The sequence below is a fragment of the Geobacillus sp. JS12 genome (assembly GCF_001592395.1).
Taxonomy (GTDB): Bacteria; Bacillota; Bacilli; order Bacillales; family Anoxybacillaceae; genus Geobacillus; species Geobacillus zalihae.
Window position 1 is genome coordinate 1,492,105 of sequence record NZ_CP014749.1, and the last position, 26,410, is coordinate 1,518,514.

At 49.4% G+C, this 26,410-nt stretch carries 11 protein-coding genes, 7 pseudogenes and 2 CRISPR repeat arrays; of the genes and pseudogenes, 3 read left to right on the plus strand and 15 right to left on the minus strand.

Annotation, left to right across the window (positions count from 1 at the left end; all coding sequences use genetic code 11):
• The first annotated feature begins 87 nt into the window (after positions 1–87).
• On the plus strand, positions 88–1,557 hold the full coding sequence (locus A0V43_RS07250; RefSeq protein WP_063192751.1) for an NCS1 family transporter: 1,470 nt from the start codon (positions 88–90) through the stop codon (positions 1,555–1,557).
• Here A0V43_RS07250 and A0V43_RS07255 read toward each other — a convergent pair.
• Positions 1,541–2,716, minus strand: coding sequence for an ISL3 family transposase (locus A0V43_RS07255; protein ID WP_063192752.1), 1,176 nt, complete (start codon positions 2,714–2,716; stop codon positions 1,541–1,543). The two genes, A0V43_RS07250 and A0V43_RS07255, sit on opposite strands and share 17 nt — an antisense overlap.
• A gap of 170 nt (positions 2,717–2,886) precedes the next feature.
• Between A0V43_RS07255 and allB the strand changes: the two are divergent.
• Positions 2,887–4,271, plus strand: a pseudogene (allB, locus tag A0V43_RS07260) (allantoinase AllB).
• Between the two features lie 342 nt (positions 4,272–4,613).
• Here the strand turns inward: allB and A0V43_RS07265 are convergent.
• The 3 genes and pseudogenes from A0V43_RS07265 to A0V43_RS07275 all read right to left on the minus strand — a co-directional run.
• Positions 4,614–5,954, minus strand: a pseudogene (locus A0V43_RS07265) (GntP family permease); the annotation flags it as partial.
• 114 nt (positions 5,955–6,068) lie between these two features.
• Positions 6,069–7,639, minus strand: a pseudogene (gene gntK / locus A0V43_RS07270) (gluconokinase).
• Positions 7,640–7,656: 17 nt separating this feature from the next.
• A complete protein-coding gene (locus tag A0V43_RS07275; protein WP_063192753.1) occupies positions 7,657–8,673 on the minus strand; it encodes a LacI family DNA-binding transcriptional regulator in 1,017 nt (338 codons plus the stop codon).
• Positions 8,674–9,291: 618 nt separating this feature from the next.
• Between A0V43_RS07275 and A0V43_RS07280 the strand changes: the two genes are divergently transcribed.
• Positions 9,292–9,867, plus strand: coding sequence for a DUF5626 family protein (locus A0V43_RS07280; RefSeq protein WP_236930985.1), 576 nt, complete (start codon positions 9,292–9,294; stop codon positions 9,865–9,867).
• Positions 9,868–10,172: 305 nt separating this feature from the next.
• Here A0V43_RS07280 and A0V43_RS07285 read toward each other — a convergent pair.
• The 11 genes and pseudogenes from A0V43_RS07285 to A0V43_RS07335 form a co-directional block, all read right to left on the minus strand.
• Positions 10,173–11,086 (minus strand): annotated as a pseudogene (locus A0V43_RS07285) (Rpn family recombination-promoting nuclease/putative transposase).
• 174 nt (positions 11,087–11,260) lie between these two features.
• A CRISPR array of direct repeats spans positions 11,261–12,685; the repeat unit is 30 nt; unit sequence GTTTCAATCCCTCATAGGTACGATAAAAAC.
• A 184-nt stretch (positions 12,686–12,869) separates the two neighbouring features.
• A complete protein-coding gene (locus A0V43_RS07290) occupies positions 12,870–13,805 on the minus strand; it encodes an AEC family transporter (protein ID WP_063193830.1) in 936 nt (311 codons plus the stop codon).
• 193 nt (positions 13,806–13,998) lie between these two features.
• Positions 13,999–14,691, minus strand: a complete 693-nt coding sequence (locus A0V43_RS07295) for a response regulator (protein WP_063192754.1) — start codon at positions 14,689–14,691, stop codon at positions 13,999–14,001.
• A 13-nt stretch (positions 14,692–14,704) separates the two neighbouring features.
• The gene (locus A0V43_RS07300; protein ID WP_063192755.1) at positions 14,705–16,315 is read right to left on the minus strand and encodes an ATP-binding protein; all 1,611 of its coding nucleotides are present in this window, start codon (positions 16,313–16,315) and stop codon (positions 14,705–14,707) included.
• A 75-nt stretch (positions 16,316–16,390) separates the two neighbouring features.
• Positions 16,391–17,915: pseudogene (locus A0V43_RS07305) on the minus strand (tripartite tricarboxylate transporter permease).
• 13 nt (positions 17,916–17,928) lie between these two features.
• Positions 17,929–18,384, minus strand: a complete 456-nt coding sequence (locus A0V43_RS07310) for a tripartite tricarboxylate transporter TctB family protein (RefSeq protein ID WP_015375035.1) — start codon at positions 18,382–18,384, stop codon at positions 17,929–17,931.
• A gap of 52 nt (positions 18,385–18,436) precedes the next feature.
• A complete protein-coding gene (locus tag A0V43_RS07315) occupies positions 18,437–19,477 on the minus strand; it encodes a tripartite tricarboxylate transporter substrate binding protein (protein ID WP_063192756.1) in 1,041 nt (346 codons plus the stop codon).
• A 380-nt stretch (positions 19,478–19,857) separates the two neighbouring features.
• Positions 19,858–20,706, minus strand: coding sequence for an Rpn family recombination-promoting nuclease/putative transposase (locus tag A0V43_RS07320; RefSeq protein ID WP_063192757.1), 849 nt, complete (start codon positions 20,704–20,706; stop codon positions 19,858–19,860).
• 100 nt (positions 20,707–20,806) lie between these two features.
• Positions 20,807–22,308: direct repeats of the CRISPR family, unit length 30 nt; unit sequence GTTTCAATCCCTCATAGGTACGATAAAAAC.
• Between the two features lie 181 nt (positions 22,309–22,489).
• Positions 22,490–23,649: pseudogene (locus A0V43_RS07325) on the minus strand (mannitol-1-phosphate 5-dehydrogenase).
• On the minus strand, positions 23,649–24,092 hold the full coding sequence (locus A0V43_RS07330) for a PTS mannitol transporter subunit IIA (RefSeq protein ID WP_063192758.1): 444 nt from the start codon (positions 24,090–24,092) through the stop codon (positions 23,649–23,651). Before A0V43_RS07330 ends, A0V43_RS07325 begins: the two are co-directional and overlap by 1 nt.
• Positions 24,093–24,097: 5 nt before the next feature.
• A pseudogene (locus A0V43_RS07335) lies at positions 24,098–26,187 on the minus strand (BglG family transcription antiterminator).
• Positions 26,188–26,410 lie beyond the last annotated feature (223 nt).

Genomic DNA, 26,410 nt, shown 5'->3' on the forward strand with positions numbered 1-26,410 from the left:
TGTTTTGTCAAAAAAATATTTTTTGACGCCCCTGAGAGGGCATCAAGCCTTGATACATCAATATTTCTAGAGGGAGTTGACAATACAATGTCCGTAAATACAAATGTGGAATCCGTGATTCAACTTGCGGAACATGCAGACGAATCACTGCAGCCAAAGACCGATAGAGATAGAAAAGTCGGACCGCTAAGTTACGTTTTTATGTGGATTGGCGACGGTGTCAACCTGGGCAATATGACACTTGGAGCTAGCTTGATAGTAGCTGGGACAGCTACACTTAACATTTTCCAAACTTTTGCCGCCGCAATTATTGCCATCGGGATTATTTCAACCATTTTCGCCTTAAATGACCGACTCGGGTACAGAACGGGAATCCCTTATGTGGTGCAGCTCAGAATGTCCTTTGGCCTGAAAGGCTCTGTCATTCCATCCCTTTGCCGAGGCATCCCGGCCATCGTTTGGTACGGCTTCCAAAGCTGGATCGGCGGTACCGCCCTGAACGAAATTATGAAGATTATCACAGGCGGATCTTTTGACAACGTAGCCATCTGTTTTGTGGTACTCCAAATCGTGCAAATTGTACTTTCACTGTATGGCTTTCACGCTATTAAATGGGTGGAAACCGTCGTATCAGTTGTCATTGGATTAGCCCTCATCTATGTATTTGTTGTTCTTCTTACATCATATAGCAATGTGATTGTCGAAAAATGGGTGCATACAGAAGGGTCATGGGGATTGCCGTTCTTTGCCTTTATCATGATGTTTATGGGCAACTATGCAGCAATCTTCTTAAGCGCCGCGGACTACTCGCGGGAATTGAAGCCCGGCATTAGCAACACAAAACGTGGCTTTTTATACTTTTTGCCCATTTTTGCAGCATACGGCTTGACCCTCACAATCGGTGCCATGCTTGCTTCCGCAACTGGTGTCGCCAATCCGGTTAAAGCATTTGCGATTGTGGTAGACAACTCATACATTACATTCTTTGTATCCACGTTTATTATTCTCGGGTCTATTGGGGTGAATATGGTTGCCAATATTGTTCCGCCCACCTATGTCATTCAGTTGCTGACAAAACTAAAGTATAAACCGGCTGTAGCCATAACCGGATTGCTTGCGTTATGCTCATTTCCTTGGGTACTCGTACAAGATTCATCCTCTAAAGGTCTAGGAATATTCATTCTCATCTATTCTGCGTTTTTAGGGCCGATTGTTTCTATATTATTAGTTGAATATTATATATTGAGAAGACAAAAAGTGAATGTTTCAGATTTATACAAAGAAGACGGCCCATTTGCCGGGTATAATCCAGCCGCAATCCTCGCTATGTTTATTGGTGCTGGCGCAGCGTTTATCGAAGTGGATTTGGCATGGATCATCGGCTTTGTTGTGGCTGGAATTGCTTATTTCCTTCTTATGAAGTTCGCTTTTAAAGATTCGAAATTCAAAAAGGGAACGATCTTCGAAGTAGAAGATCAGGATATTTCACCGAAAAATTCTGAATATAATGGTTCATCACCAAAAGTTGTACTTGCACCTGTCATGAAAGTATGTTAGCTGTTTCTAGCCGAACCCGCAATGCAAAACGCTGGATATTTCTGTATCCGTATCCCCGACGTTTCATCAGCTTGATCTTGTTATTTGTTCCCTCCATTTTCCCATTTGAATAAGGGGATAAAATGCACGATATGATTTCGTCTGTTCGTTTGACGAGTGATTTTGCGATGGCGCGAACAGCAGAACAAGGACAAAACAAATACCGATGAACCCAGGCGTTCAAACGACGTTTCGCTTGTCGCTCGCTTTGGCTTTTGGATACATAACGAAAATGTTGAAGGGATTGATAGACAGCCTGCAAGGAATCGCTCTCTTTCTGCCACTCCCGCACCGTTTGGCGCTCCTCCTCGGTGAGTTTCTCGGGGCACTGGGTCAATAAGCGGCAAACATACCGAACATGCCCATGTTTCTTGTTCCCTTTTCCGAAGGATTGGCGGCATCGATCCAACGCTTCCGTAAACAATTGAATCACATGAAAATAATCGACCACATGCTTCGCTTCCGGACACACCCCTTGAATGGCTTTTTTCATCGCTGGAGCCAAATCACTCACGACATACTGAACAGAACCAGACACAGGAGCCAACACACGTCCAATGGCTTCCTCGTTCTTTCCTGCTTCAACGGCATACACTTCTCCCGTTTCGGCATCCATGACTGCCACTCCGTAATCATGTCCTTTTCGAAACGCAAACTCATCGACACAAACTGCCTTTGGTTGGATGTCATTCGATAGGAAGGAAGGGGCATGGGTATAAAACCAGCGTTCGACGGTCGTGTACGGAAGCTTGAGCATACGAGTCACCGCCTGAATGGATGTTCCGATGCAAGATTGCGCCACCCATTGCTGAAACGCATCCGTCGCTGCACTTCGAGGGGAAATTCCGGGATAAGACGTGCTGAATGTCATGCCACATGTACAACAACGTCTACGCTCCACAGGGAGTTCCACCCAAAAGATGCCGATCCGTTGAGCATACCCATGCATCCATTGCTTCTTTTTTCCTGTCATTTTGATCGTGCGTTTCAAGCAAACAGGACATAACGGGCATTGTTCGGGAAGAGAAAGTTCGAAAATCCAACGTTCTTCTTCTTTTCGCACCTTTTGAATCAAAACATCTGGTAAATCGATGAGTTCTTTGATAAACTGAGCGTACATGCGAATTTTCCTCCAATGGTTTGGTTTGGACACCTTTACCATACAGGAAAATTCGCATTTTTTGTATCCTCTATTTTCCCTATGCATACCTATCTTAAAATCTCAAGTACAACTTGTGGTGAAGAGCCAATATAATTAATAATATTTAAATTATCAAGGAGGGTTCGCATATGCAGTTTGATCTTATTATAAAAAACGGGCTGGTTGTTTTCCATGATGAAGTCAAAAAGGCTGATATTGCCATCCGAGACGAAAAAATTTGCGGTATCGGAGAAGAGATCAACGGGAACGGCGCAGAAATCGTCGATGCTAAAGGACAATACGTGCTGCCCGGCATGATTGACATCCACGTTCATATATGTGAACCCGGACGCACGGAATGGGAAGGATTCCGAACGGGATCCATGGCGCTCGCCGCCGGCGGCACGACCGCCTATGTCGACATGCCTTTAAATGCCCTTCCTGCAACTACCACAAAAGAGGCATTAGAGTTAAAGATCAAGGCAGCCGAGGGGAAAAACTATATAGATTATGCTTTTCATGGCGGCCTCATCCCTGGAAACCTCGCTCATCTTCAAGAACTCTCCGATAGCGGGGTCGTCGCGTTCAAATGTTTTCTATCCACTTGTGGCAGCGACATCCCCGGCGATTTTAAAAACGTGGACGACTACACGCTCTATCAAGGGATGAAGAAATTAGCCGAACTGGGCCATGTATTATTAATTCATGCTGAAAACCCATCGATCACAGATCGCCTGGCTGAAGAAAAAATAAAACAAGGAAAAGTGACGGCCAAAGACTACGTCGACTCGCGCCCCGTTATTGCAGAAGTAGAGGCGGTGAAACGCTCCTTGTTATTCGCAAGAGAGACGGGATGCAAGTTGCATTTTGTCCATATCAGCAGCAGAGAAGCGGTCGAAGAAATTGTGAAAGCACGAAACGAAGGCCAGGATGTCACGCTTGAATCATGCCCGCATTACTTTACATTGACGGTCGAACAATTCGAAGAGCTGGGCGCTATCGCCAAATGTGCTCCCCTTTGCGGGATGAAGCAGAACAGAAAAAACTATGGGAAGCGTTGAAACAAGGAAAAATTGATATGTTGGCATCCGATCACTCTCCATGCCCACCGGAAATGAAACAGAGCAATACCAATAATATGTTTGAAGTTTGGGGCGGGATTTCCGGTTGCCAAAACACTGTGGACTTAATGTTTGACGAAGCCGTCAAAAAGCGCCATGTTCCAGTTCCTCTTTTTGCCCGGATGATTGCGACGAATCCGGCCAAACGGTTCAATTTAACGACAAAAGGCGAGATTGCTATATCGAAGGACGCTGACATCATCCTAATTGATCCGAACCGGTCCTATACTGTGTCTGACGAACATTTATACTACCGCCATAAGCATAGCCCGTATATCGGCCGCACCATCCATTGCCAAGTAACAAAAACATTTGTTCGTGGTCATCTCGTCTACGACGTTGAAAAAGGCATTTTGGGAAAACCGGTTGGACAGTTGCTGAGAAGCAGAAAAACATTGCAAAGCATAGGGTAAATGAGTGCATTTTTAGAAGGCTAGTGCAAAACAACCTTGTTCCTTAAATCGAGGGTTATTGCGTGAAGAAAGGAACAGGTGTCGCATAGTTTCTCAAATAGAAAAACCTTACTGTTGAGCCATTCCGTTAAATCAGCAGCCTTTTAGATTTCAAATGACAAATCTATTTGCTCGCTTGTATGCGATTGCTCCATTTTCGACCATTCCAATACACCTTTTGTACAGGCCGACATCAAACTCGTCTAATAATTTTAGAGGGATAGCAAAGCAAAGGCAATGGTTGCAGAAAGCTATGGACAATATAAACACCCGCCCCTTAACGATGCAGGGCGGGTGTCGTTCCACATTCAAGAGCAAGACGAAAATAAACGCCACCACCGAAATAATCGTCTCCATCGCCGTCCATGTCATGAGCGTTTCTTTGACGGTCATGCCGAAATATTCTTTGATCATCCAGAAGCCGGAGTCGTTGACGTGCGACAAGATCAAGGATCCGGCTCCAGTCGCCAAGACGAGCAGTTCCACGTTCGTGCCCGGCATGGTGGCGGCAATCGGTGCAACGATGCCGGCAGCGGTCATCATCGAGACGGTCGCCGATCCCGTCGCTACGCGAATGAGCGCCGCAATGCCCCAGCCTAACAGGAGCGGAGACAAGTGCGAGTGTTTCGCCACTTCCGCGATTTGTTCGCCGATGCCGGAATCAAGCAGCACTTTGTTGAATGCGCCGCCCGCCCCGATGACAAGCAAGATGTTCGCGACCGGACCGAGGCAGTCGTTGGCGAATTTCAGCACGGCATCGCGGTTGAAGCCGCGGGCGTAGCCAAGGCTGAAGAACGAATAAACCGTCGCGATCAAGAGCGCCACAATCGGGTCGCCGATAAAGCGCAACACTTTCGCCGCTTCTGACTTTTGATCAAGCGTCACGTTTGCCACAGAGGCAATCAACATCAAAATGACCGGAAGCAAAATCGTGAACAGCGTATTGCCAAAGCCAGGGAGTTCACGTGCTTCTTTATGCTGCACAAGCTGTTCGGCGATTTCCGCCGGCACTTTTTTATACAGGCGCGAGCCGATCCATTTACCGTACAGCGGCCCAGCAATGATCGCCGTCGGTAGACCGACGATAATTGAATAGAGAATCGTCTTTCCGACATCCGCCTTAAAAATGCCGACTGCCGCCATCGCCGCCGGGTGCGGCGGAACAAGGCCGTGAACGACCGATAAACCGGCGACAAGCGGAATGCCGATCGTGACCAGTGAAATGCCTGTTTCCATCGCAATCGTAAAGACAAGCGGAATGAGCAGGACAAACCCGACTTGGAAAAAGACCGGAATCCCGACTAAAAAGGCGACGACCATCATCGCCCAATGGACGCGTTTTTGGCCGAAGCGGTCGATCAACGTTTTCGCAATGCGCTCAGCGCCGCCCGATTCAGCCATCATTTTGCCAAGCATCGTCCCGAGCGCCAGAACGATCGCTAGAAAGCCTAGCGTATTGCCAAGCCCTGCTTTAATCGAATCGATGATGCCCGGCATTTCCGGCGACGGCGCGATAAGCGGCATGCCCATCGCCAGCCCGACGCCGACGGACACTAAAATAAGGGCGACAAACGGATGCATTTTCGCCGCCGTAATGAGCAATAACAAGACAATAATAGCGGCCACAACAATGGCAATTCCCATCATGCACTCCTCCTTAGCTTTTAGATAAATCGATTTAGTATACAAAGCAAGCGGTTTCAAGCTTTCGGAGAAAAAGAGGGGGGATAAATCGATTTAGTCGCCCCCATTATAAGGCTACACCGATTTCGTTTCCGACCTCTTTTCCCCATTCCGCCGTTGAAACGCGGCGATGATGTTAAACTCCTCTTTCAACCGCTCATACAAGCGGGCATACAAATCAAACAGTTCAGCGTAAAGGAGCGTATGTTCTTCCTTTGGTTCATGACGGGCTGTCGTGTCGATCCACGTTTTCACTGTTTCGAGCGACGGCAGCTCGCCTAACGCGTAAAGCGCCACCGCAGCCGCCCCTAACGCCGACGCTTCATGCGTCTGCGGCACGATGAGCGGTTTGCCGAGCATATCAGAAAGCATTTGCCGCCAAAACGGCGACTTGGCGAATCCGCCTGAGACGCGGATTTCCGTCATCGGCCCCGTGACATCGCGAATGGCCAAGGCGACAGAGAGAATGCTGAAGCAGACGCCTTCCATGACAGCGCGGATGAAATGCTCGCGCTTATGATGCAGGCCGAGGCCGAAAAATGTCCCGCGCGCATTCGCGTTCCAATGCGGCGCCCGCTCGCCTGACAAAAACGGCAAAAACACAAGCCCTTCCGCCCCGGCGGGACGCGTTCGGCATATTTCGTCAACAAGTCATACGGATCGATGCCGAGCTTTTTCGCCACTTCCCGCTCGTGGGCGCCGAACTCGTCGCGCAGCCAGCGAAGCAAGATGCCGCCGTTGTTCGTCGGTCCGCCGACGACCCAATAGCCGGGCGTCAACGCATAACAAAACGTCCGCCCTTTTTCATCGGTTGTCGGTTTTGCCGCAATCGTCCGCACCGCTCCGCTCGTTCCGATCGTGATGGCCGCTTCCCCCGGAAGCACCGCCCCGACGCCGACGTTGGCGAGCACGCCGTCGCTCGCCCCGATGACAACAGGCACATCCGAAGCGACTCCCATTTTTTCCGCCCATTCTCTTTTCATCCCAGTCATGATGTGAGTGGCGGGAACGAGCCGCGGAAGTTGCTCGCGGCGAATGCCGACAAGGGCGAGCGCCTCCTCGTCCCAATCGAGCGTGTCCAACCGGAATAACCCCGTCGCCGATGCCATGGAATGGTCGGCGACATAGTCGCCGTACAGGCGATACAGCACATAATCTTTCACCGACACAAACCGCCGTGCTCGCTGAAATACGTCCGGCTGCTCTTCCTTGAGCCAAAGCAATTTCGATAGCGGCGACATCGGATGGATCGGCGTGCCCGTCCGCCGATAAATGGCAATCCCGTTTTGCTCTTTCAACAGCCGCTCCGTTTGAGCCACGCTTCGGTTGTCCGCCCAAATGAGGAGGCGGGTGAGCGGCCGGCCCGACTCGTCAAGCGCCATAATCGAGTGCATCGCCGCGCTCAAGCCCATCGCTTTCACCTGCTCTGGGCGGATGCCGTGGCGAATCGTCACCGCCCCGACCGCTTGAACGACCGCCGCGAACAGTTCATCCGGATCCTGCTCGGCAAACCCCGGATGCGGCTGGATGATCGGATAGTCGACAGCGTGAGAAGCCAGCACCTTCCCCCGCCCGTCAAACACGACCGCTTTCGTGCTTGTCGTCCCAATATCAATCCCAATGACGACGTCCCCGTGAATCGCCATCGTTTCTCCTCCCTTCTTCATGCCTTCTCCCGCCTGATCGATGTCCGTTCCATCAATGTCGGGGAGAAACGAAATACGCGCGGATCGTCGGCTTTTTTCGCTTTCATTTGTTCAAACACGCGCTCAGCTGCTTTCTTCCCCATCGCAAACGTCGGCTGGGCGATGGTTGTCAGCGCCGGCGTGTAAATGTCGGCAAACGGCACATCATCGATGTTGATGATCGCCACCTCATCCGGCACACGAACCCCTGCGTCTTTCACAAACCGCAAAACCCCCATCAACGTCAAGTCGTTGATCGCAAACAAGGCATTGGGCCGCTTCGGTTCGGCAAATCGCTGTTTCAACACTTTCGGCAACGCGTCCGGATCAGCGGCGATAATGTTCCCATCTTCAACGTCCAGCCCTCTTTTGCGCATAGCTGCCCGAAACCCTTCCAACCGCTCCATCCGCGGCACGTTGTAAGGGATAAGCGGAGGGGTGACAATAGCGATGCGCCGATAACCGTTGGAAGCGAAATAATCGACTGCCATCTCCGCGGCAGCGAAGTTATCCAGAAGCACGCTGTCCGCCTCCACTCCCGACACCATCCGATCGACAAAGACGAGCGGAAACCGTTCCTCGACAAGACGGCGGTAGACGTCCTCGTTCCTCCCTGTCGGAAACACGATCAGCCCGTCCACTTGCTTCGCCAGCAGCGTATCAACATACGTTTTTTCCTTATCCGGATCATCGCCGGAATTGCAGACAATGACTTGAAACCCGCGCTTTTGGCATTCCTCTTCAATGGCGTGCAGCACTTGCGTTGTCATCATATGAAGCATATTAAAAACAATCACGCCAATGGTCGCTGTCGTCTTTTGCTTCAAACTGCGGGCGATGATGTTCGGCTGATACCCAAGCTCTTCAATCGCCTCGGCGATGCGCTTTCTCGTCTCCTCGCTCATATACTCATAGCGCTTATTTAAGTATTGCGACACGGTGCTTTTCGAAACGTTGGCCAATTTCGCGACATCGGCCATCGTTACTTTTTTCAAAAGGGATCCCTCTCTCGCACTAAATCGATTTAGTTCAAAAGCGTTTTCATAAACCGGTTTAGCTTTATTATAAACCAAGTGAAAGCGGTTTACAATAAGTTTTGTTTGAAATCTAAAAACCAATGAACGGTATACGGCCGTGACAGCTTGCCGATCGAGTGATGCCATTCCGCCCGAATGGATCGCGCCAAACGGCTTTGAAGAATCGCCGATATCACTTTAAACATCAGAAGAGGCAATCTTTTTATGCCATAAAGCTCTGCACTTTTTTTGCTGCAGAAGTCTGTACTTTCATTTTGCACTAAACGATGAATTGATTCATTTTTATGAACAAATACCTATTTCGGATATGGTAATAAAGTTCCTTTTTTTAATTTCTAATAAAATTATAATTGTAAATATATAGAAGATCAGTGAAAAAGTACACTCGGGATTTAGGGGGCTTATGTCGAAATGAAAACATTTCTAGAAGGCCGGTGAAAAACGGCTGCCACGAGCAAATCAGCGGCATTTCACCAAAAAAGAAGGCTGATTTCGCAAGGCTTCTCTAATTGAGAAAAAGATGGAATAGCGGTATTTTGTACTAAATCACCGGCCCTCTAGAGGGGAGTGATTTTTTTGAGGAAAATTTTTATGATCCTGTCGTTTGTTTTAGTATTTTGTACACTATCGTTTGGCGTTTCCGAAACATCTGTGAAAGCCGCAGAAGAACATAATGAGTTTGTTAGAGCCTCACAAACACAATTTGACTTATCTTTATTAAAACGACAAGAACAAAAAATTTATAATGAAAATGGTGAGTACGTAGGGACTCTTGGTATTGAACCTGTACTCTCAGCAGAATCAAATGACAAAATTATGTCAGCTTTAGCTTCATATAAAATCGGTACAGGGAATAGCACTTGGAAGATTTATTGGTACTCTGGAACTGTCAATTATCATTTTTATGTGGATATTAATATTGGTAGTACTGGGTTAGCCACAATAACACGAGCTTATGATGGATGGTATTTTATAACTCCGCCTTACACTGTTAAAAAAGATTGGGTTTCTATTCTTAGAAAAACAGAAACATATACTTTGCCGGCTGAAGCTAGATATCATCTAACCCTTAATAGCATTTGGGGCGGAGAATGGACGATTTATTTATATGCCCGTGTGAAGAATCACACATTGTATACCGGTACTAATTAGAGAAAAGGAGAATGGGACATGCTGACCACCATTACGTCTATTTTAGGCTACCTTTTTATAGGTGTCGTTATTTTAGCTGTTTTTATGGTTTTTAAATTCGTGAGAAAACGGTAAAAAATTAGAAGACTGATCATAAAAGAAAAACGCCGTTCATAAATCGAAAAAGTTCCCAAAACACGGCGTTTCCAAAAACCTCCCCTGGGAACGAAACGTCCGAAGGCTCTAACAAGACGGCCGCCGCCCTTTATGAGGGATTTGAGGCCATTGCGGGCGGCGACGTTCGCTCCAGCCAGGTGGCATCCGACTTACTGCCTCACCTTTTCAATCGTCTCGACCGGCAGCCCAGTCAGTTCGTGAATCGTGTCGATATCGTACCCTTTCGCCAGCATTCTCTTCACCACGTCGAGCTTCCCTTCCTCGATCCCTTGTTGGCGTCCTTGCTTCATCCCTTGCTTTAACCCCTGTTCGATTCCTTGTTGGATTCCCTTTTCCATCCCCGCTGTTCGTATGAGACGATGAGTTCCATCACACGCTTTGCTTCCTTCGTTTCCATTTGGCTCACCTCGTGTCGCAGTTGGATTTCCTCCTCTTCGGACAACGGCAAATACGTCTCGAAAAAACCGAACAACAGCCGCTGTTTCGCTTCATCCAGCTCGAGACGGACGAGCATGCGCAAAAATTCCTTTTTCACTTCCACCTTCTCCTCCTCATTATACCCCATTTTGCTTAACAAGGCAGCGGCGACAGGGTTGTCATGGCGGATGTACGCGCGCCACGGCAGTTTGCGCAGCTCCACCGTCAAAAAGCGGAAGTCGAGAACGGTCAAAAACGGAAACTGGACGACCAAGGAGGAGGGTTCATCGTATAGTTCGTCATAGCTGAAGATGGCGATCGGGAGAATGCGGCGGCGGTATTTTTGAAACAAGCGGCTGAAGTAGAGAAACATTCGCTCGGGGAAGGTCCGCTGGGTGTAGCTTTGATGCTCGACATGAACAATGACGAGTCCGTCTTCCCCTTTTACCTTTGTTTCGACCAACAAGTCGACGCGGTGCTTCTCTCCGGCCGTCACATCGGTGAACAATTCTTCGGAGAGGAAAGAGAGATGGTGAACGTCGATGTGCTCGTACACGTGGGGAAAGAAAAGAAGCAAAAACTCTTCAAAAAACGTCGACAGCAACTCTTTGAACAACCGGTCATGGTCAATTCGCTTCTTCGCCACGTTTTTCCTCCCTGCAATGTCAGATTCACCATACTGTATTCGCTCTTCGCGGCCGAATTCCTTCTTGTTTCCCCCGCGTTTTTTTTGGCATGTGCTATTTCGCATTTGTCCTTTTCCTATGTCGAGCGGTAAAACAAGCTGAACTCAGCGGTGGTTCAGCTGTGGCAGGAGACAGTTTCAGTTCCTCATGGGTACGATAAAAACAAAAGGAGAGGTTTTATATGTCACTATCAAAAAAATAGTTTCAATCCCTCATAGGTACGATAAAAACTCGTCTCAGCCAAGAAGACTCCCGCTTCAACGAAGGTTTCAATCCCTCATAGGTACGATAAAAACCGATACGTATCCTTTTGATTGGTACTATGATGTGACGTTTCAATCCCTCATAGGTACGATAAAAACGGATGTTGAGAATACAGATGATGGGATTGCCGTATTGTTTCAATCCCTCATAGGTACGATAAAAACCTTCTTCGTTTGCATATTCATGATAATAATTTTTCTTAGGTTTCAATCCCTCATAGGTACGATAAAAACTCGTGGCCGCGGCGTATGGTTAATGCACCGCGACGGTTTCAATCCCTCATAGGTACGATAAAAACTTTTCCATTGTTTTGGAAAGCGGCAAATTGATTTCGTTTCAATCCCTCATAGGTACGATAAAAACAACCGAAGCTCAAAGTGAAGAAGCCTAGAAAGCGGAGTTTCAATCCCTCATAGGTACGATAAAAACAGGGCGGCCTAGGGCTGCCCTTCGTCTTTTTCATAGTTTCAATCCCTCATAGGTACGATAAAAACTTGAATAAATTGATCGTTATGATCTTTGACCGCTTCGTGTTTCAATCCCTCATAGGTACGATAAAAACAACAAATTCCACTACATTAACACAAGAATAGCCGAGTTTCAATCCCTCATAGGTACGATAAAAACACAAAACCGGCGCGGCTATGATTGGGGCTGTCGTCGGTGTTTCAATCCCTCATAGGTACGATAAAAACTTAGCCGCCCAAAAATCGAAGAAACTCTGGAGTATTAGTTTCAATCCCTCATAGGTACGATAAAAACTGGGTTGCCGCTCGCTATGATACAATGAGGATCTTGTTTCAATCCCTCATAGGTACGATAAAAACCAGCAGGACGTTGGGGTAGCGGCCAGTCCCAGCAATGTTTCAATCCCTCATAGGTACGATAAAAACTTTAAGGATTGAATTGCATGTTCCACGCTGGTAGTCAGGTTTCAATCCCTCATAGGTACGATAAAAACTCATCGGCGAACAGGTATAATCGGTACGGCTTCTCTACGTTTCAATCCCTCATAGGTACGATAAAAACAAAGGGGAAATGAGTAGTGAGATTAGAACAATTCATGTTTCAATCCCTCATAGGTACGATAAAAACCCCAAAAGGAGTTAGCTTCTTACTTGGGTATATCCGTGTTTCAATCCCTCATAGGTACGATAAAAACTTGCAAAGGCCAACTGCAATCGTTTCCGGCGCTTCTGTTTCAATCCCTCATAGGTACGATAAAAACAGGTGGCTCTTATCGGAACTCCCGCAGAAAAGGAGGTGTTTCAATCCCTCATAGGTACGATAAAAACCCCCAAACCATGTGCGTAAAATCAAGCTTTTCCCCTTTTGGCTGTTTTCAGAATAACACGTTTCAAAAATTCTGTCAATACTGTTCAGCCGTGTTGGTTGTAGGATTTTGACGCGAAAAGACATTGTCGTCGATCCCCCGGGATTTTTGCACGATTGGGGGTCGACGACAGCTTACCTCCGTTTTCATCCGCCAATCGGAAACAGCAGACGGGCCGCATATACTGTGCCTGTCACGGTAATGGCGCTCAACAAGGTCGACACCAGCACTGCCTGGGCGGCGTAATCGGGGTGGCAGTCATACTCGAGCGCATACAGCGCCGTATTGCGTGAACATGGATACGAACTGGCAATGAGCAATGCCTGAGCCGTCACGCCATCCATTCCTAATAGAAAGATCAAAGACGCAGCCAACAGCGGCGACAAAATCAAGCGCCCGAACACACTCACATACACAAGCGGCGGCAAGGCAGTAAAACGGGCGTAGGCGATTTGCGCTCCCAACGTAAAGAGGGCGATGGCTAAAAACGCATCGGCGACCCGCTGAAGCGGCGCCCATAAAAATGATGGGATGGGGATATGAAGCCATCGACAAACTACGCCAAGCAACAGCGCGTGAAGAACGGGATTTTTCCATATCTCCGCAGTCCATTTCCCTCTTTTTCCATTCCCGGATACGAACTGATATACCCCATATGTATTCGTCAAGAAATTTTGAAAGATCGTCACCATAATTTGAATCGTCGCCCCGAGCGGATGTTGATGAAATACAAGCTGACTGACCGGGATGCCGAAATTACCTGAGTTGTTCAACACAATGGTGTTTTGAAATACGGCTGACAAACTCCGTTCCAATTTGAACAACTTGGCCATCATCATACTCAAAACGATCAGTCCGCTGTTTTGCAACAAGAGAAATCCTAAGATGGCCGCCAACACCTTTCCATTCAACTCACTGTCATACACGTTGATGAATGCGACTGCCGGCAGCAGGACGTACATGTTCAATTTGGATAACGTATTGAGGTCAAGATGAAAGAAGCGGTGAAGCCCTGCCCCCAAGCCGACAATCAATAACATCGGAACCATCACTTGCAATAAAATGCCGCTAAAAACAGCCAAGACGCTCTCCTCTCTTTCTTTCTCCATATAATAGATGTTTCATTTTTGAAAATCTATAAGGCTGGTGAAAAACAACTGATTTCGCTGAATCCATTGTTTTCGGCCGAAAGAGAAGCGTTGATTTTGCAAGACTTCTCTATTTGAAAAAAGTCCATTTTCTGTGATTTTTCACGAAATCACCGGCCTTCTGTACCTACATTTTCTTCTTGTAAACTCGTTCCGGCCGCCCAACGGATCCGTAGGCAATATCGGCCGTCACCTGGCCTACGGAGACGAGATACTCCAAGTAACGGCGGGCCGTCGTCCGGCTGGTTCCGATTTGCCGCCCCACTTCTTCAGCGGTGATGCCTTCTGGGCACTGTCTCACAACCGTTAACACTTTTTCTAAGGTCAATGGCTGAATGCCTTTAGGCAACATGGGCTGGTCCTTAACGGACACTTCTCTTCCCATTAAGGCATCAACCTCTTCTTGGCCAATCCACTCTTTCTCTTTCACCCACCGCTGCATTTTGTCATAGTACTCTTTATATCGATGCAATGTGTCGGCGAATCGGTCAAACATAATCGGCTTGATGATGTAATCAAACACTCCGCCATGCAACGCTTGCTTCAGCGCCTCCACTTCTCGTGCTGCGGTGATCATAATAATATCGATATCGGAAAAACGCTCTCGCACCCATTTCAAAAACGAAAGGCCGTCCATGTCGGGAAAATAGACGTCAAGCAACAACATGTCTGGCCGCAGCACCTCCGTCAATTCCCTTGCCTCTTCAGCGTTCGTGGCGATGCCGACCACTTCATAACCGTTCACTTTCTCGACAAAGCGCCGATTGATTTCCGCAATGCGGCGGTCGTCTTCAATAATCAGTACACGAATCGGCAACATCGGTTCCCTCCTTCTAGCCTTGGCGGCACTGCCGACCGACATGGTCCGGTCGCTTTGGGATCATGATGGTAAATACCGTGCCTGCTCCTTGCTCCGATCGATGCGTCATTTGCCCCCCGAGCATTGTCAACGCCCGGTTCACTAGATCAAGCCCATACCCTCGTCCTCCGGCCGCCTTCGTTGAAAAGCCGCGCTCGTAGATCCGTTCCGCTACAACTGGGTCAATGCCTAATCCGTTATCCTCGACCTCAATAATCAAATCATCGCCGAGGTCAGTCAAAAAAACGGCCACTCGTTTCTCTTCCTTTCCGTTATGGAGAACAGCTTCCATGGCGTTATCTACTACATTCCCAATAATGGTTACTAGATGGTCCCGGTCCATCCATGACGGCACATCACGGAAACTGCTTTCCCGATCAATCTCAAACACAATTTTCAGCTCGTTGGCGCGATTGAACTTGCCGATCAGCAGCCCGCCGATGATCGGATCGGGAATTTCTTTCATGACAAACCGGACGATGTTTTGTTGCAAGTCGGTTTCTTTGGCGATCAGTTCAAGCGCTTCCTCATACGATTCCAGTTGAATAAGACCGGAGATCAAATACAGCTTGTTGGAAAATTCGTGTGTTTGCGCGCGCAAAGCATCGGCATAGCTTCGCAGCTGTGACAGCTCTTTTGTCAGGCGATACAGTTCTGATTTATTGCGAAACGTCGACACCGCTCCGATCACGCGGTCCGCTTTATCTTTAATCGGAATGCGATTGGCAATGACCGTTTCTTCCCCTAACACCATTTCATCGTCAAATTCTGCCTGCCCCGTCCGAATGACTTCAGGCAGCCTCGAGTGGGGAATAAGCTGCAAGATCGGCATTCCCAGCACATCGCGTTCGTTCTCATACCCAAGCAGCTTCAGTGCCGTTCGGTTGACCATTGTAATCGTTCCCTCTTGATTGATGGCCACAATTCCTTCGCGAATCGCCTCTAAAATCGCTTGCTTTTCTTGGTAGAGCAAACCGATTTCTTCCGGTTCAAGGCCATGAATCGATTTCTTCACCGCCCTTGCGATCGCCACAGCACCCACCGCTCCGAGCAAAAGGGCAAGAACAGAAAAGAGAAAAATCTTCAGGCTATATGACCACACCGTTTGTCGAATATCCTCTAGCAAAAAACCGACCGAAACAATGCCGATCACCTGTCCGTTTTCATCCAACACCGGCGCTTTTCCACGAATCGCCGGACCGAGTGAACCGACCGCCTCTGAAATAATGGCCTTGCCTTTAAGCACCTCACCGTTATCGCCCCCGACCATCGGCTTGCCAATCCGATCCGGCAGCGGGTGGGCATAGCGGATTCCTTGGCGGTTGCCGATGACGACGTATTCCGCCCCTGTCTTTTGGCGGATGTGCTCCGCAAACGGCTGCAAGCGCACGGACGGATTCGGGTCGTGGAACGCCTCGCGCACAAGCGGGGTGGACGCGACGGTTTCCGCCACGTTCAGCGCCCGCATGCCGATTTGTTGTTTGATCGTCTCCGCGAACATATGTTGGAATAAAAACGTAAGAAACACGATGACAAACAAAAGCAGCGAACAAACGATCATCATCAACCGTGTTTGCAGTTTCATCGTGCTGTCCTCCAAACGGAAAAATGAAAAGAAAGACCATCCTCCACTAAAGGAAGAAAGCCTTTCTTTCTATTATTACATATCTTCATTGACAATGACGGTTTTTCCTCGTAATTTCATGAAAAACGGCACGGCAATCCACAATAAGGCGATGACTAACAAGACGAGCGAAATCGGCTTTTCAACGAAAACGAGATAGTCCCCGTTGGATGCCGTCAACGCCCGGCGCATGTTGTTTTCAATCATTGGCCCCAACACAAGCCCCAATACAAGAGGCGCGAGCGGGTAATCGTGTTCCGCGAGCCAATAGCCGAGCAAGCCAAATGCCAACAACAGAAACACATCAAACGTCGTCACTTGCACCGCATACACGCCGAATACAGAGATGGCAATAATGAGCGGCAACAAATACTTCGTCGGTGTTTGGATGATTTTTGCGAAAATTTTTACAAGCGGCATGTTCAGAATTAGCAACATCACATTTCCGATGAACATGCTGGCGATTAACCCCCACGCCACGTCTGGATGTTCATCGAACAACAACGGACCCGGCTGGACGTTGTACATAATGAGTGCACCCATCAAAATAGCCGTCGTCCCGGACCCCGGAATCCCTAGCGTCAACAGTGGAATCATCGCGCCTCCAGACGCACCGTTGTTCGCCGACTCGGGCGCCGCGACGCCGGCGATCGTCCCTTGGCCGAATTTTTCTGGATGTTTGCTGATTTTCTTTTCAAGAATATAAGAGAAAAACGAGGCCAATGTAGCGCCGGCTCCCGGCAATACGCCGATGAAAAACCCGAGCAGCGACCCGCGGGCGATCGGTCCGGCGCTTTCTTTCAAGTCCGATTTGGTTGGCAACACGCGGCCAATTTTCGCAATTTCCCCGCTGTTCATTTCGTCGTGGAGAATCGACTTGAATACTTCCCCAACGCAAACAGCCCGACCGCTACGGTTAAAAACTCCAGCCCCCATACAAATAGGAAATATTGTACGTGAAGCGTGCGACGCCAGAGACGTTGTCGAGCCCGATCGTGGAAAGCAACAAGCCGAACACCGTCATGATCCACGCTTTCGTCATCGATTTGCCGGCAAGGCCGCTCACCGCGGCGAGCCCCAGCAGCATAAGCGAAAAATACTCCGCCGGACCGAACTTCAAGGCGACATTGGACAGCGGCTCCGCTAATAATACAAGACCGATGAGCGACACAATCCCCGCCACAAACGAACCGATCGCCGCAATCGCCAGCGCCGCCCCGGCCCGGCCTTGCCGCGCCATTTGGTAGCCGTCCAGCGTCGTGACAACAGACGATGATTCCCCGGGCGTGTTTAACAAAATTGACGTCGTCGACCCGCCGTACATCGCCCCGTAATAGACGCCGGCGAGCAAAATAATCGAGCTCGCTGCCGCCTGTTCCGGACTAAGGCCGGACGTCATCGACGCCGTCACCGGAATGAGCAGCGCCACCCCGCTCATCGGCCCGATCCCAGGAAGCACGCCGACCGCCGTGCCGATCAACACCCCGATAAACGCAAACAGCAAGTTATGCGGCTGAAGCGCCGTCTGAAATCCGTCAAACAAAAACGATAGTGTGTCCATGATGCCCCTCCTTTCATTGGAACCAAATCGGCCAGCTCGGCAATGTTCCTTGCAACAGTTTCACATAAAGGCCATATACGCCTAACGAAAAACCAGCCGCAATGGCGATCGATTTCCACAGCGCCCCTTTTTCCATCGTTTGAAAGCCGATGACAAGAAAGAGAAATGTCGTGATCACATATCCAACCGTTTCAAGCAACGCCGCATAGAAAATGGCGGCGATGAAAATGACAAGAAACTTTTTATATTGCCGCGGCAGTTTCTCCCCTGTTGCGCCTGAATAATTTCTTGTCTCAAACAGCAGTTTTATGCTTAATAAAACCAACACAAGTCCAAGCAAAAACGGAAACACATTCGGCCCGACAGCGCTGCCGTAGGCGCTTTTCGATATGCGCAAACTTTCCACCATAAACAAAGCACCCACAGCCAAAAACGCCACCGCCGCGATCCGGTCAGCCGTTTTGTTCATCGCTTTCCCTCCCGCTTTTGGAAAAAGGGGAAGAATGCTCTTCCCCCTCGAGTTATTTATGCATCCCAAGCGACTTCAGCAGGTCGCCGACTTGCTGCTCTTGCTCTTGCAAAAATTTCGTAAACTCTTCCGAATTGCGGTACTCTGCTTCCCAACCTTGTTTTTGCAGCTCTTCTTTCCATTTTTCATGCTCAGACAGTTTTTTCAATGTTTCTTCCCAAAACGCTTTTGCTTCCGAAGACATTTCCTTCGGCCCGAACACGCCGCGCCAAATCGTAAACTCGGCATCAACGCCAAGCTCTTTCATCGTCGGCACGTCTTTCAGCACTCCGCCGAGGCGTTCTGGAGCCGAAACCGCCAACACCCGCACTTTGCCGGCTTTCAAATATTCGCCAACCGAAGACGCATCCGTCGCAATCACATCCGCATTGCCGCCAAGCAGCGCCGCCATCGCTTCTCCGCCGCCATCGTACGAAACATACTTGACTGATTTTGGATCGATGCCCGACTTATAGATCGGCAAAATCGCCACTAAGTGGTCCATCGACCCTGGCGCCGATCCTCCGGCAATGGTGACGGATTTCGGATTTTGTTTAATGGCGTTCAGCAAGTCGGTCAACGTTTGAAACTTCGAATCGGCTTTAACCACAATCGCGCCAAAGTCTTTCGTCAACTGGGCGAGCGGGGTCGTGTCTTTGTAGCCGAACGGGCTGTTCCCTTCTTTTTTCAAGTTATTGATGATAATCGGCGGTGAATTGACAAACAGCTTATAATCGTTTTTCACATCCTGGGTAGCGTATTCGGCCATAAAGACTGCCCCGCCGCCGCCCGGTTTGTTTTCGACCGTCATCGTCTGTTTGACGAGCCCCGTCTCATCGAGCACCTTGGTGATCGCGCGGGCCGTTAAATCCCAACCGCCGCCCGCTCCGGACGGAGCAACAATCGTAATCGGCTTCGTCGGATAGTTTGAGGCCGATGAGCCAGAGTTCGAACCGGACGATTTCGATCCTGATGCATCGTTGCCCCCACAGGCCGCCAGCGCGAACGTCATCATCCCTGCAGCGAGCAATCCCCACCATTTTGTCTTCTTCATTTCTCCCTGCCTCCTTGTTTTTGATAACGTTTTCAAACTCAACCTTACCATGCCCAAGGGTGAACGTGAAGTTTTTGAAAATAAAATGAATTTTGTGCATTTTGTTCATGGACGTATAATCAACATGACCTGATATGGCCAAGACGCCTCGGGGAACGCTGGAGTCTCAAAGCAAAAAAAAGACCGCCAGCCTTCAAGGCCGACGGTACATAAAACGTTGGTACAGTGCATACTTTCTGACGTTCGTTCCTCATCTTTCATGTGGCAGGACGATCATTCGTTTTTTTACAATCGATCACTTACGAATCAGTGATTTCATCTGCCTCTTTTGCCGCCGCCAACTGTCCTCGTTAGATGGCCGCCACTTGTATTTGATTCCCCTACTCTTCAAGCAATTCCCAAACATCTTCCTCTGGAAGATCCACCAACCTAGCAATGTCTTCCGCCTTCATTCCTTTGCGCGCCATGTTGCGGATCAGCTGTTTCATTCCTTGTTTTATCCCCTGTTTCCTTCCCTTTTGCTCATAGGAAATGATCAGCTCCAACACTTGCTCTTTTTCTTTCGTTTCCATCGCCCTCACCTCTCTTTGCAGTTGTTGCTCTTCCTCCTCCGACAACTTCACATATGTTTCAAAAAAGCCCAAGAGCAGCCGCTGCCTCGCTTCATCCAGCTCCAATCGCACCAACATGCGCAAAAACTCTTTTTTCAACTCGACTTTCTCACTTTCAGTATACCCCATTTTGCCAAGGAGGGCAGCCGCGATCGGATTGTCATGCCGGATGTAGTCCCGCCAATGTTTCTTGCGCAGCTCCACGGGGAAAAAGCGAAACTGCAGCACGTCGCCAAAGGGAAACTCGATTGAGAACACGGACGGTTCCTCGCGAAGGGCCTCATAGCTGAAGACAGCAATCGGAACGATGCGGGTGCGGTATTTTTCAAACAGACGGCTGAAATAGACAAACATGCGCTCTGGAAACGATGGTTGCACGTAGCTTTGATTCTCCACATGAACGATGATCAGCCCGTCTTCCCCTTTCAGCTTCGTCTCGACCAATAGATCGACGCGGTATTTTTCACCTGCCGTGACATCGGTAAACAGTTCTTCGGACAGGAAGGACAAATGGCGGAAATCAATGTGTTCGTGCATGTCGGGGAAAAAGAGGAGAAGAAACTCTTCGAAGAACGTTTGAATCAGCTCTTTGAACAATCGGTCATGGTCAATGGCCATTCGATCACCCCTCTTTGAACGTGTTCGATTCTATCCATTCGCAAGCAGGGGGTGAAAATCCTGCATGGGAGACAGAAAAAGTTGTGCCGTACTACACAGTGTTTCAATCACTGATGGGGACGATAAAAGCCTGAAACAGTCCGATTGGAACGGTACGTAGTTTCAATCCCTCATAGGTACGATAAAAACGGAAATATATTGAGAATAAACATTTAGATTTACTCATGTTTCAATCCCTCATAGGTACGATAAAAACCGTCTCGCCGATTGAATCGTTAAATGGTTTCTTGGGTTTCAATCCCTCATAGGTACGATAAAAACGCCGACTACATTTGGTGCGGAGCTGGCGACAATCCTGCGTTTCAATCCCTCATAGGTACGATAAAAACATTCTTCTTTGAAGCCTTATTGATTTGCCTATATATGCGTTTCAATCCCTCATAGGTACGATAAAAACGCAATACAAGAAGAAACCGAAAAACTCAATAACACGCTTGGTTTCAATCCCTCATAGGTACGATAAAAACGCGTTAGGCCGCTATTCACCCTTAACGCCTTTGGTGAGTTTCAATCCCTCATAGGTACGATAAAAACTCGGTGAACTTTGACTGCACGATATTTTCATTGGTATGTTTCAATCCCTCATAGGTACGATAAAAACAGAAACCTCGCATTCATACACCTTCTTTTTCCATCTGAGTTTCAATCCCTCATAGGTACGATAAAAACGGCCGGCTTCCTGCCGGCTGTCCCGACGTCGCTTGCGTTTCAATCCCTCATAGGTACGATAAAAACGGTTTCGTACTTGCTTAAACATCCGAGCAATACGCCGGTTTCAATCCCTCATAGGTACGATAAAAACATGAAGCGGTTAAAAAATACTTTGGCCATGTTGGTTGTTTCAATCCCTCATAGGTACGATAAAAACGTGTGACTATCGTTTCCCTGTCGCGGCGTTGAAACCTTGGCACGTTTCAATCCCTCATAGGTACGATAAAAACGTGGCCCAAGTTGCAATTGCATTACCTGCGTTTGTTGCCGTTTCAATCCCTCATAGGTACGATAAAAACGTGTAAGAAATGACCATAGATGGCTGACACCATCTAAGGTTTCAATCCCTCATAGGTACGATAAAAACTGGGTGATACGCACATCTACTTGAATCATATTGAAGTTTCAATCCCTCATAGGTACGATAAAAACACAAACGTCGCCGTAGATTAACATGGGATGAGGCATAGTTTCAATCCCTCATAGGTACGATAAAAACGTGTAAGAAATGACCATAGATGGCTGACACCATCTAAGGTTTCAATCCCTCATAGGTACGATAAAAACTGGGTGATACGCACATCTACTTGAATCATATTGAAGTTTCAATCCCTCATAGGTACGATAAAAACACAAACGTCGCCGTAGATTAACATGGGATGAGGCATAGTTTCAATCCCTCATAGGTACGATAAAAACTACGCGGACAAGGTTGACTCAGGTAGTGTGGTATAGGTTTCAATCCCTCATAGGTACGATAAAAACTAAAGACAAAGTGAAAGGTCCTTTCATCGCCACAGAGTTTCAATCCCTCATAGGTACGATAAAAACCCCAAAGAATGCGCATAAAATCAAGCTTTTCCCCTTTTGGCTGTTTTCAGAATATCACGTTTCAAAAATTCTGTCAATACTGCTGAGCCGTGTTGGTTGTAGGATTTTGACGCAAAAAAACATTGTCGTCGATCCCCCGGGATTTTTGCACGATTGGAGGTCGACGACATTTGAAAGGCGGTCAGCTTTTGTTTTTCTCCATTCTCCCGTACTCTTCCCTCACCGCGGCCGCAAGCGGGTGCGCACTTTCGAGCCCGGCGTATTGCCGAAGCGCCTCTTCGACCCCGCGTTGTCGGATCGTTTGTTGGAGCTCGGCCGCCTCGCTGTCTTCCGGATGATCAAACAAGAGCAGCGCGGCAATGCCCTTGGCAAGACCAGCGGGGACGCTGCCCAATAGCGCACAGTATTGCGTTGCCGGAGCGACGAGGCGGTCGTTCGGCCCAAGTTTGCGGATCGGCGAGCGGGCGACACGGATGATGTCGTCGGACAGCGCCGGGTTCATGAAGCGCCCGATCGTCGTCTCGATATACGCGCGGTGCTCATCTGCCTTCCAACCGTGCTTTTTCACCAACACCGCTCCGGATTCGCTGAGCGCCTGTTCGACATCCGCCCGAATGGCGCTGTCTTTCATCGCGTCTTGCACGGTTTCGTATTGCTTGAGGTAGCCTAAGTAGGCGGCAAGGGCATGGCCGGTGTTGACAGTAAATAACTTTCGTTCAATATACGGCCCTAAGTCAGCGACAAAATGCGCTCCTTGAATCGGCGGAACCGCGCCGATGACGTTGCGCGTTTCAATCGCCCATTCGAAAAACGGCTCGACCGTCACCGCCAGCGGATCATCGTTCGTTTGGTTTGGCACGATGCGGTCAACCGCGCAGTTGAGAAAGCCGACCGACTCGCCCGCCAGCTGTTGTTCGGCCTCGGAAAGATGGGCAAACACGTGCCGCTTCAACGTCTCCGTGCCGCCGATCATATTTTCGCACGCGATGACATGAAGCGGAGCTTGCTGGACGGCCAGCCGCTGCTTGAGCCCTTCAGCAACAAGGGGGGCGATGGCCGGCAAAATGTGCGGGCCGACGGCGGTCGTGACCAAATCAGCGGCGGCGATCGCCGCGATGACTTGCTCCCGCTCTGTTTGGCTGTTCAACGCCGAGACGCCGCGCACCCATTGTTCTTCTCGCTGCTCGCCGGCGACAATGACGCGATACTCCCCCGCTCTTTCAGCAAACGGACGATTTGTCCATTGACATCAACGAACACGACGTCATATCCCGACGCAGCCAGCAGACTGCCGATAAAGCCGCGGCCGATGTTGCCGGCGCCAAAGTGGACGGCCCGCATCAGCCGTTCACCTCATGGAGCAGCGCAAGAATTTCTTCTTCTGTTTTGGCGTTCGCCATTGCTTCTACATGATCCGCTTCCGCACACACAAGCGCGAGTTGGGAGAGAATGTCCAAATGTTCGCCGTCTTTACCGGCAATGCCGATCACGATCGTGGCCATGTTGCCGCCGCCAAAATCGACGCCGCCTGGAACTTGCACGATCGAAATGCCGGACTGTTTCACGAACGCTTTGGCCGCTTCCGTTCCGTGCGGAATGGCGACGTTGTTGCCGATATACGTTGATGTCAGTTCTTCCCGTTCAAGCATCGCATCAACATATGCCGGGGCGACATATCCTTGCTTAACCAACACCTCGCCGGCGAGGCGGATCGCCTCTTCTTTCGTTTTTGGTTGTGCATTGAGCACAATGTTTTCTTTGTTTAAAATCGAATGGGTCAACATCTATTTCACTCCTTCATCGATATCCAATAATCATCGAAAAATTGTTCCAAATGACCGCTAATAAGTGAATACACTTCGTCTTCGCCGCCATAAGCCAACGTGGCCGCGCTTTGCTCGTCCTTTACGAGCAACGTGCTCACATGGCTTAATACTGAAAGCATCTCTTCATCCGCATCAGCAGGGCCGAGAAGCAACACAACCGTGTTGATCTCCATCGGCTCCCCGTCCATGCCGGGCACCGTTTGCGGCGCATCAAGTCGGTACATCGTCAGAGATGGACGAAGGACAGCGAAGCTTCGAGCGTGGTAAAGCGCCAGCGTCGTGCCAGGGACGCCAAGCCCGCCAAGCGACTCGCGGCGCCGCAGCTCCTCGATGACGACATCGGCATCGACGATGACGCCGCTTCGTTCGAGGCGGCGGCACGCGTCCGTCAATAGTTCATGAACAGAGCGCCTCTTGACCACCTCGAGGGAAAAACCGTCCAACAGGTGGACGACCGTCTCGCTGATGCGCCGAACCGCCTTCATCGCCTCGAGCGCTGGCCTGTTTCTCTGTGCGATTGACTCTTTCCTCATCCGCTTTTCAGCGGCCGATTTTCGCTCTAAAAATTCACGAATCGCCCGCGCTTCCTCTTCCGTCAACATCGGGCTGACGGTGAAATATGGGCCGCCTTCATCGGCCAGCGGCACGGTCGAGACGACAAGGTCATACGCGCTTGCATCTTTCTCTTTCCATTCAAACACGGACGCTTGTTCCAGCGAAACAATGTCCGGAATCTCTTTTTTCAGCCTCGTCGCTAAAATTTTCGCCGTCCCAAGCCCGCTCGAACAAATGACGAGCACCCGCCAGCCTTTTCTCTCCCGCATGAGCGCGGAGGCAAAATGGAGCACTAAATAGCCGATCTCCTCCTCAGGCATCGGGACGTTGCCAAACAGTTGCTTTGCCCCTTCTGCGACAATGGCGAACAGCTCCGCATAGTCCCGCTTAATTTGCTCAAGCAGCGGATTGGACACTCCCATTCCGTGCTCCAAGCGGTACAGGGCTGGCTTCAAGTGGACGACCAAATCTTCATACAGCGTGCGGTCGGCGGACAAATCGACGCCAAGTTCGCGGCTGACAAAGCGGATGAGTTGCTGGGCTTTCATGCCGACAGCTAAGCTCGTTTCCTCCATCATCGTCCCTTGGCGGCTGCGCCATTTCGCTCCCATCAAGTGCATCGTCATATAGCCGATCTCCTCGCTGGGGATGGCAACGCCAAAGACTTTTTCCAACGATTCGGCGAGCACGCGAGCGATTTCGTATTCGTTCGTCGCTTGAAGCGTCTGCAAATCCCGCGGATCGAAGTGGATCGCTTCTCCCCGCTTGATGCGCTCGATCGCTAGAGCCAAATGGACGACAAAGGCGATGTACGAGCTATCGGCCATCGTAAACGGGAGCGTTTCTTTCACTTGCTCGATTTGCTGCTCAATGATGGCAAGCTTTTTCCGGTCGATGAACCCGAGCAGTTTTTCCGCCATCGTATCAAGCGGTTCGTCAGCGCGCCTTTGGATCGTCTCTTTCATGAGCGCCAAAAATTCGTGTTCATCAACATGGCGGAACAACAAGTCGCTGATCAGGCGCCGTTTCGCCGATTCTGAACCGGCCAGTTCCACCCGTATCCACGCTTGCGGATGAGCGAAAGCCCATACGCTTCGATTGTTTGTTCCAATTTGTCCAAATCAAAGCTGACGGTCGCCACCGTCACATTCAAGTCATTTGCCAAGGAGACAAGTTTCACCGGCTCGGCCGCTTCCAACAGGGCGATTAAAATCATGAGTTGCCGCTCTTCGGGGGTGTATTCATGATGAGAAAGGCGAAACAGCTCTGCGGCCAGCGCCTGTTTGTTTTCTTCCTTCCCAACAAGACGGATGCCGACCCCCGCCTTTTTTACGAGCTCGAGCCCGTAACGACGCAACACCGATTCGAGCCCTTGCAAATCGCGGTGAACCGTACGGGCGCTGACATTCAGCTCCTCGGCCAGTTCGCCGACGGTCCAATCACGGTCGCTTGCCAACAAACGCTCAAGCAGCTTCCGCTCCCGTGCCGATACGTACATCGCCGTTCACCTCCCATCTTCGGTCGTATTGTTGACAGTTTTAAATTGATCAATCAGTTCTTCATTTCTTATTGTAAGAGCTTTTTTCTTGATTTGACAATGAAGAGATGTTTCATTTTCGTCATTGTTATTGTTGACAGTTTTTAATTTCACATTCATGATTCCTTTTTCGGCGCCAAAACCAACCCTGCTGGCCGGAAAACCGACTCGAAACAGCAGGCTG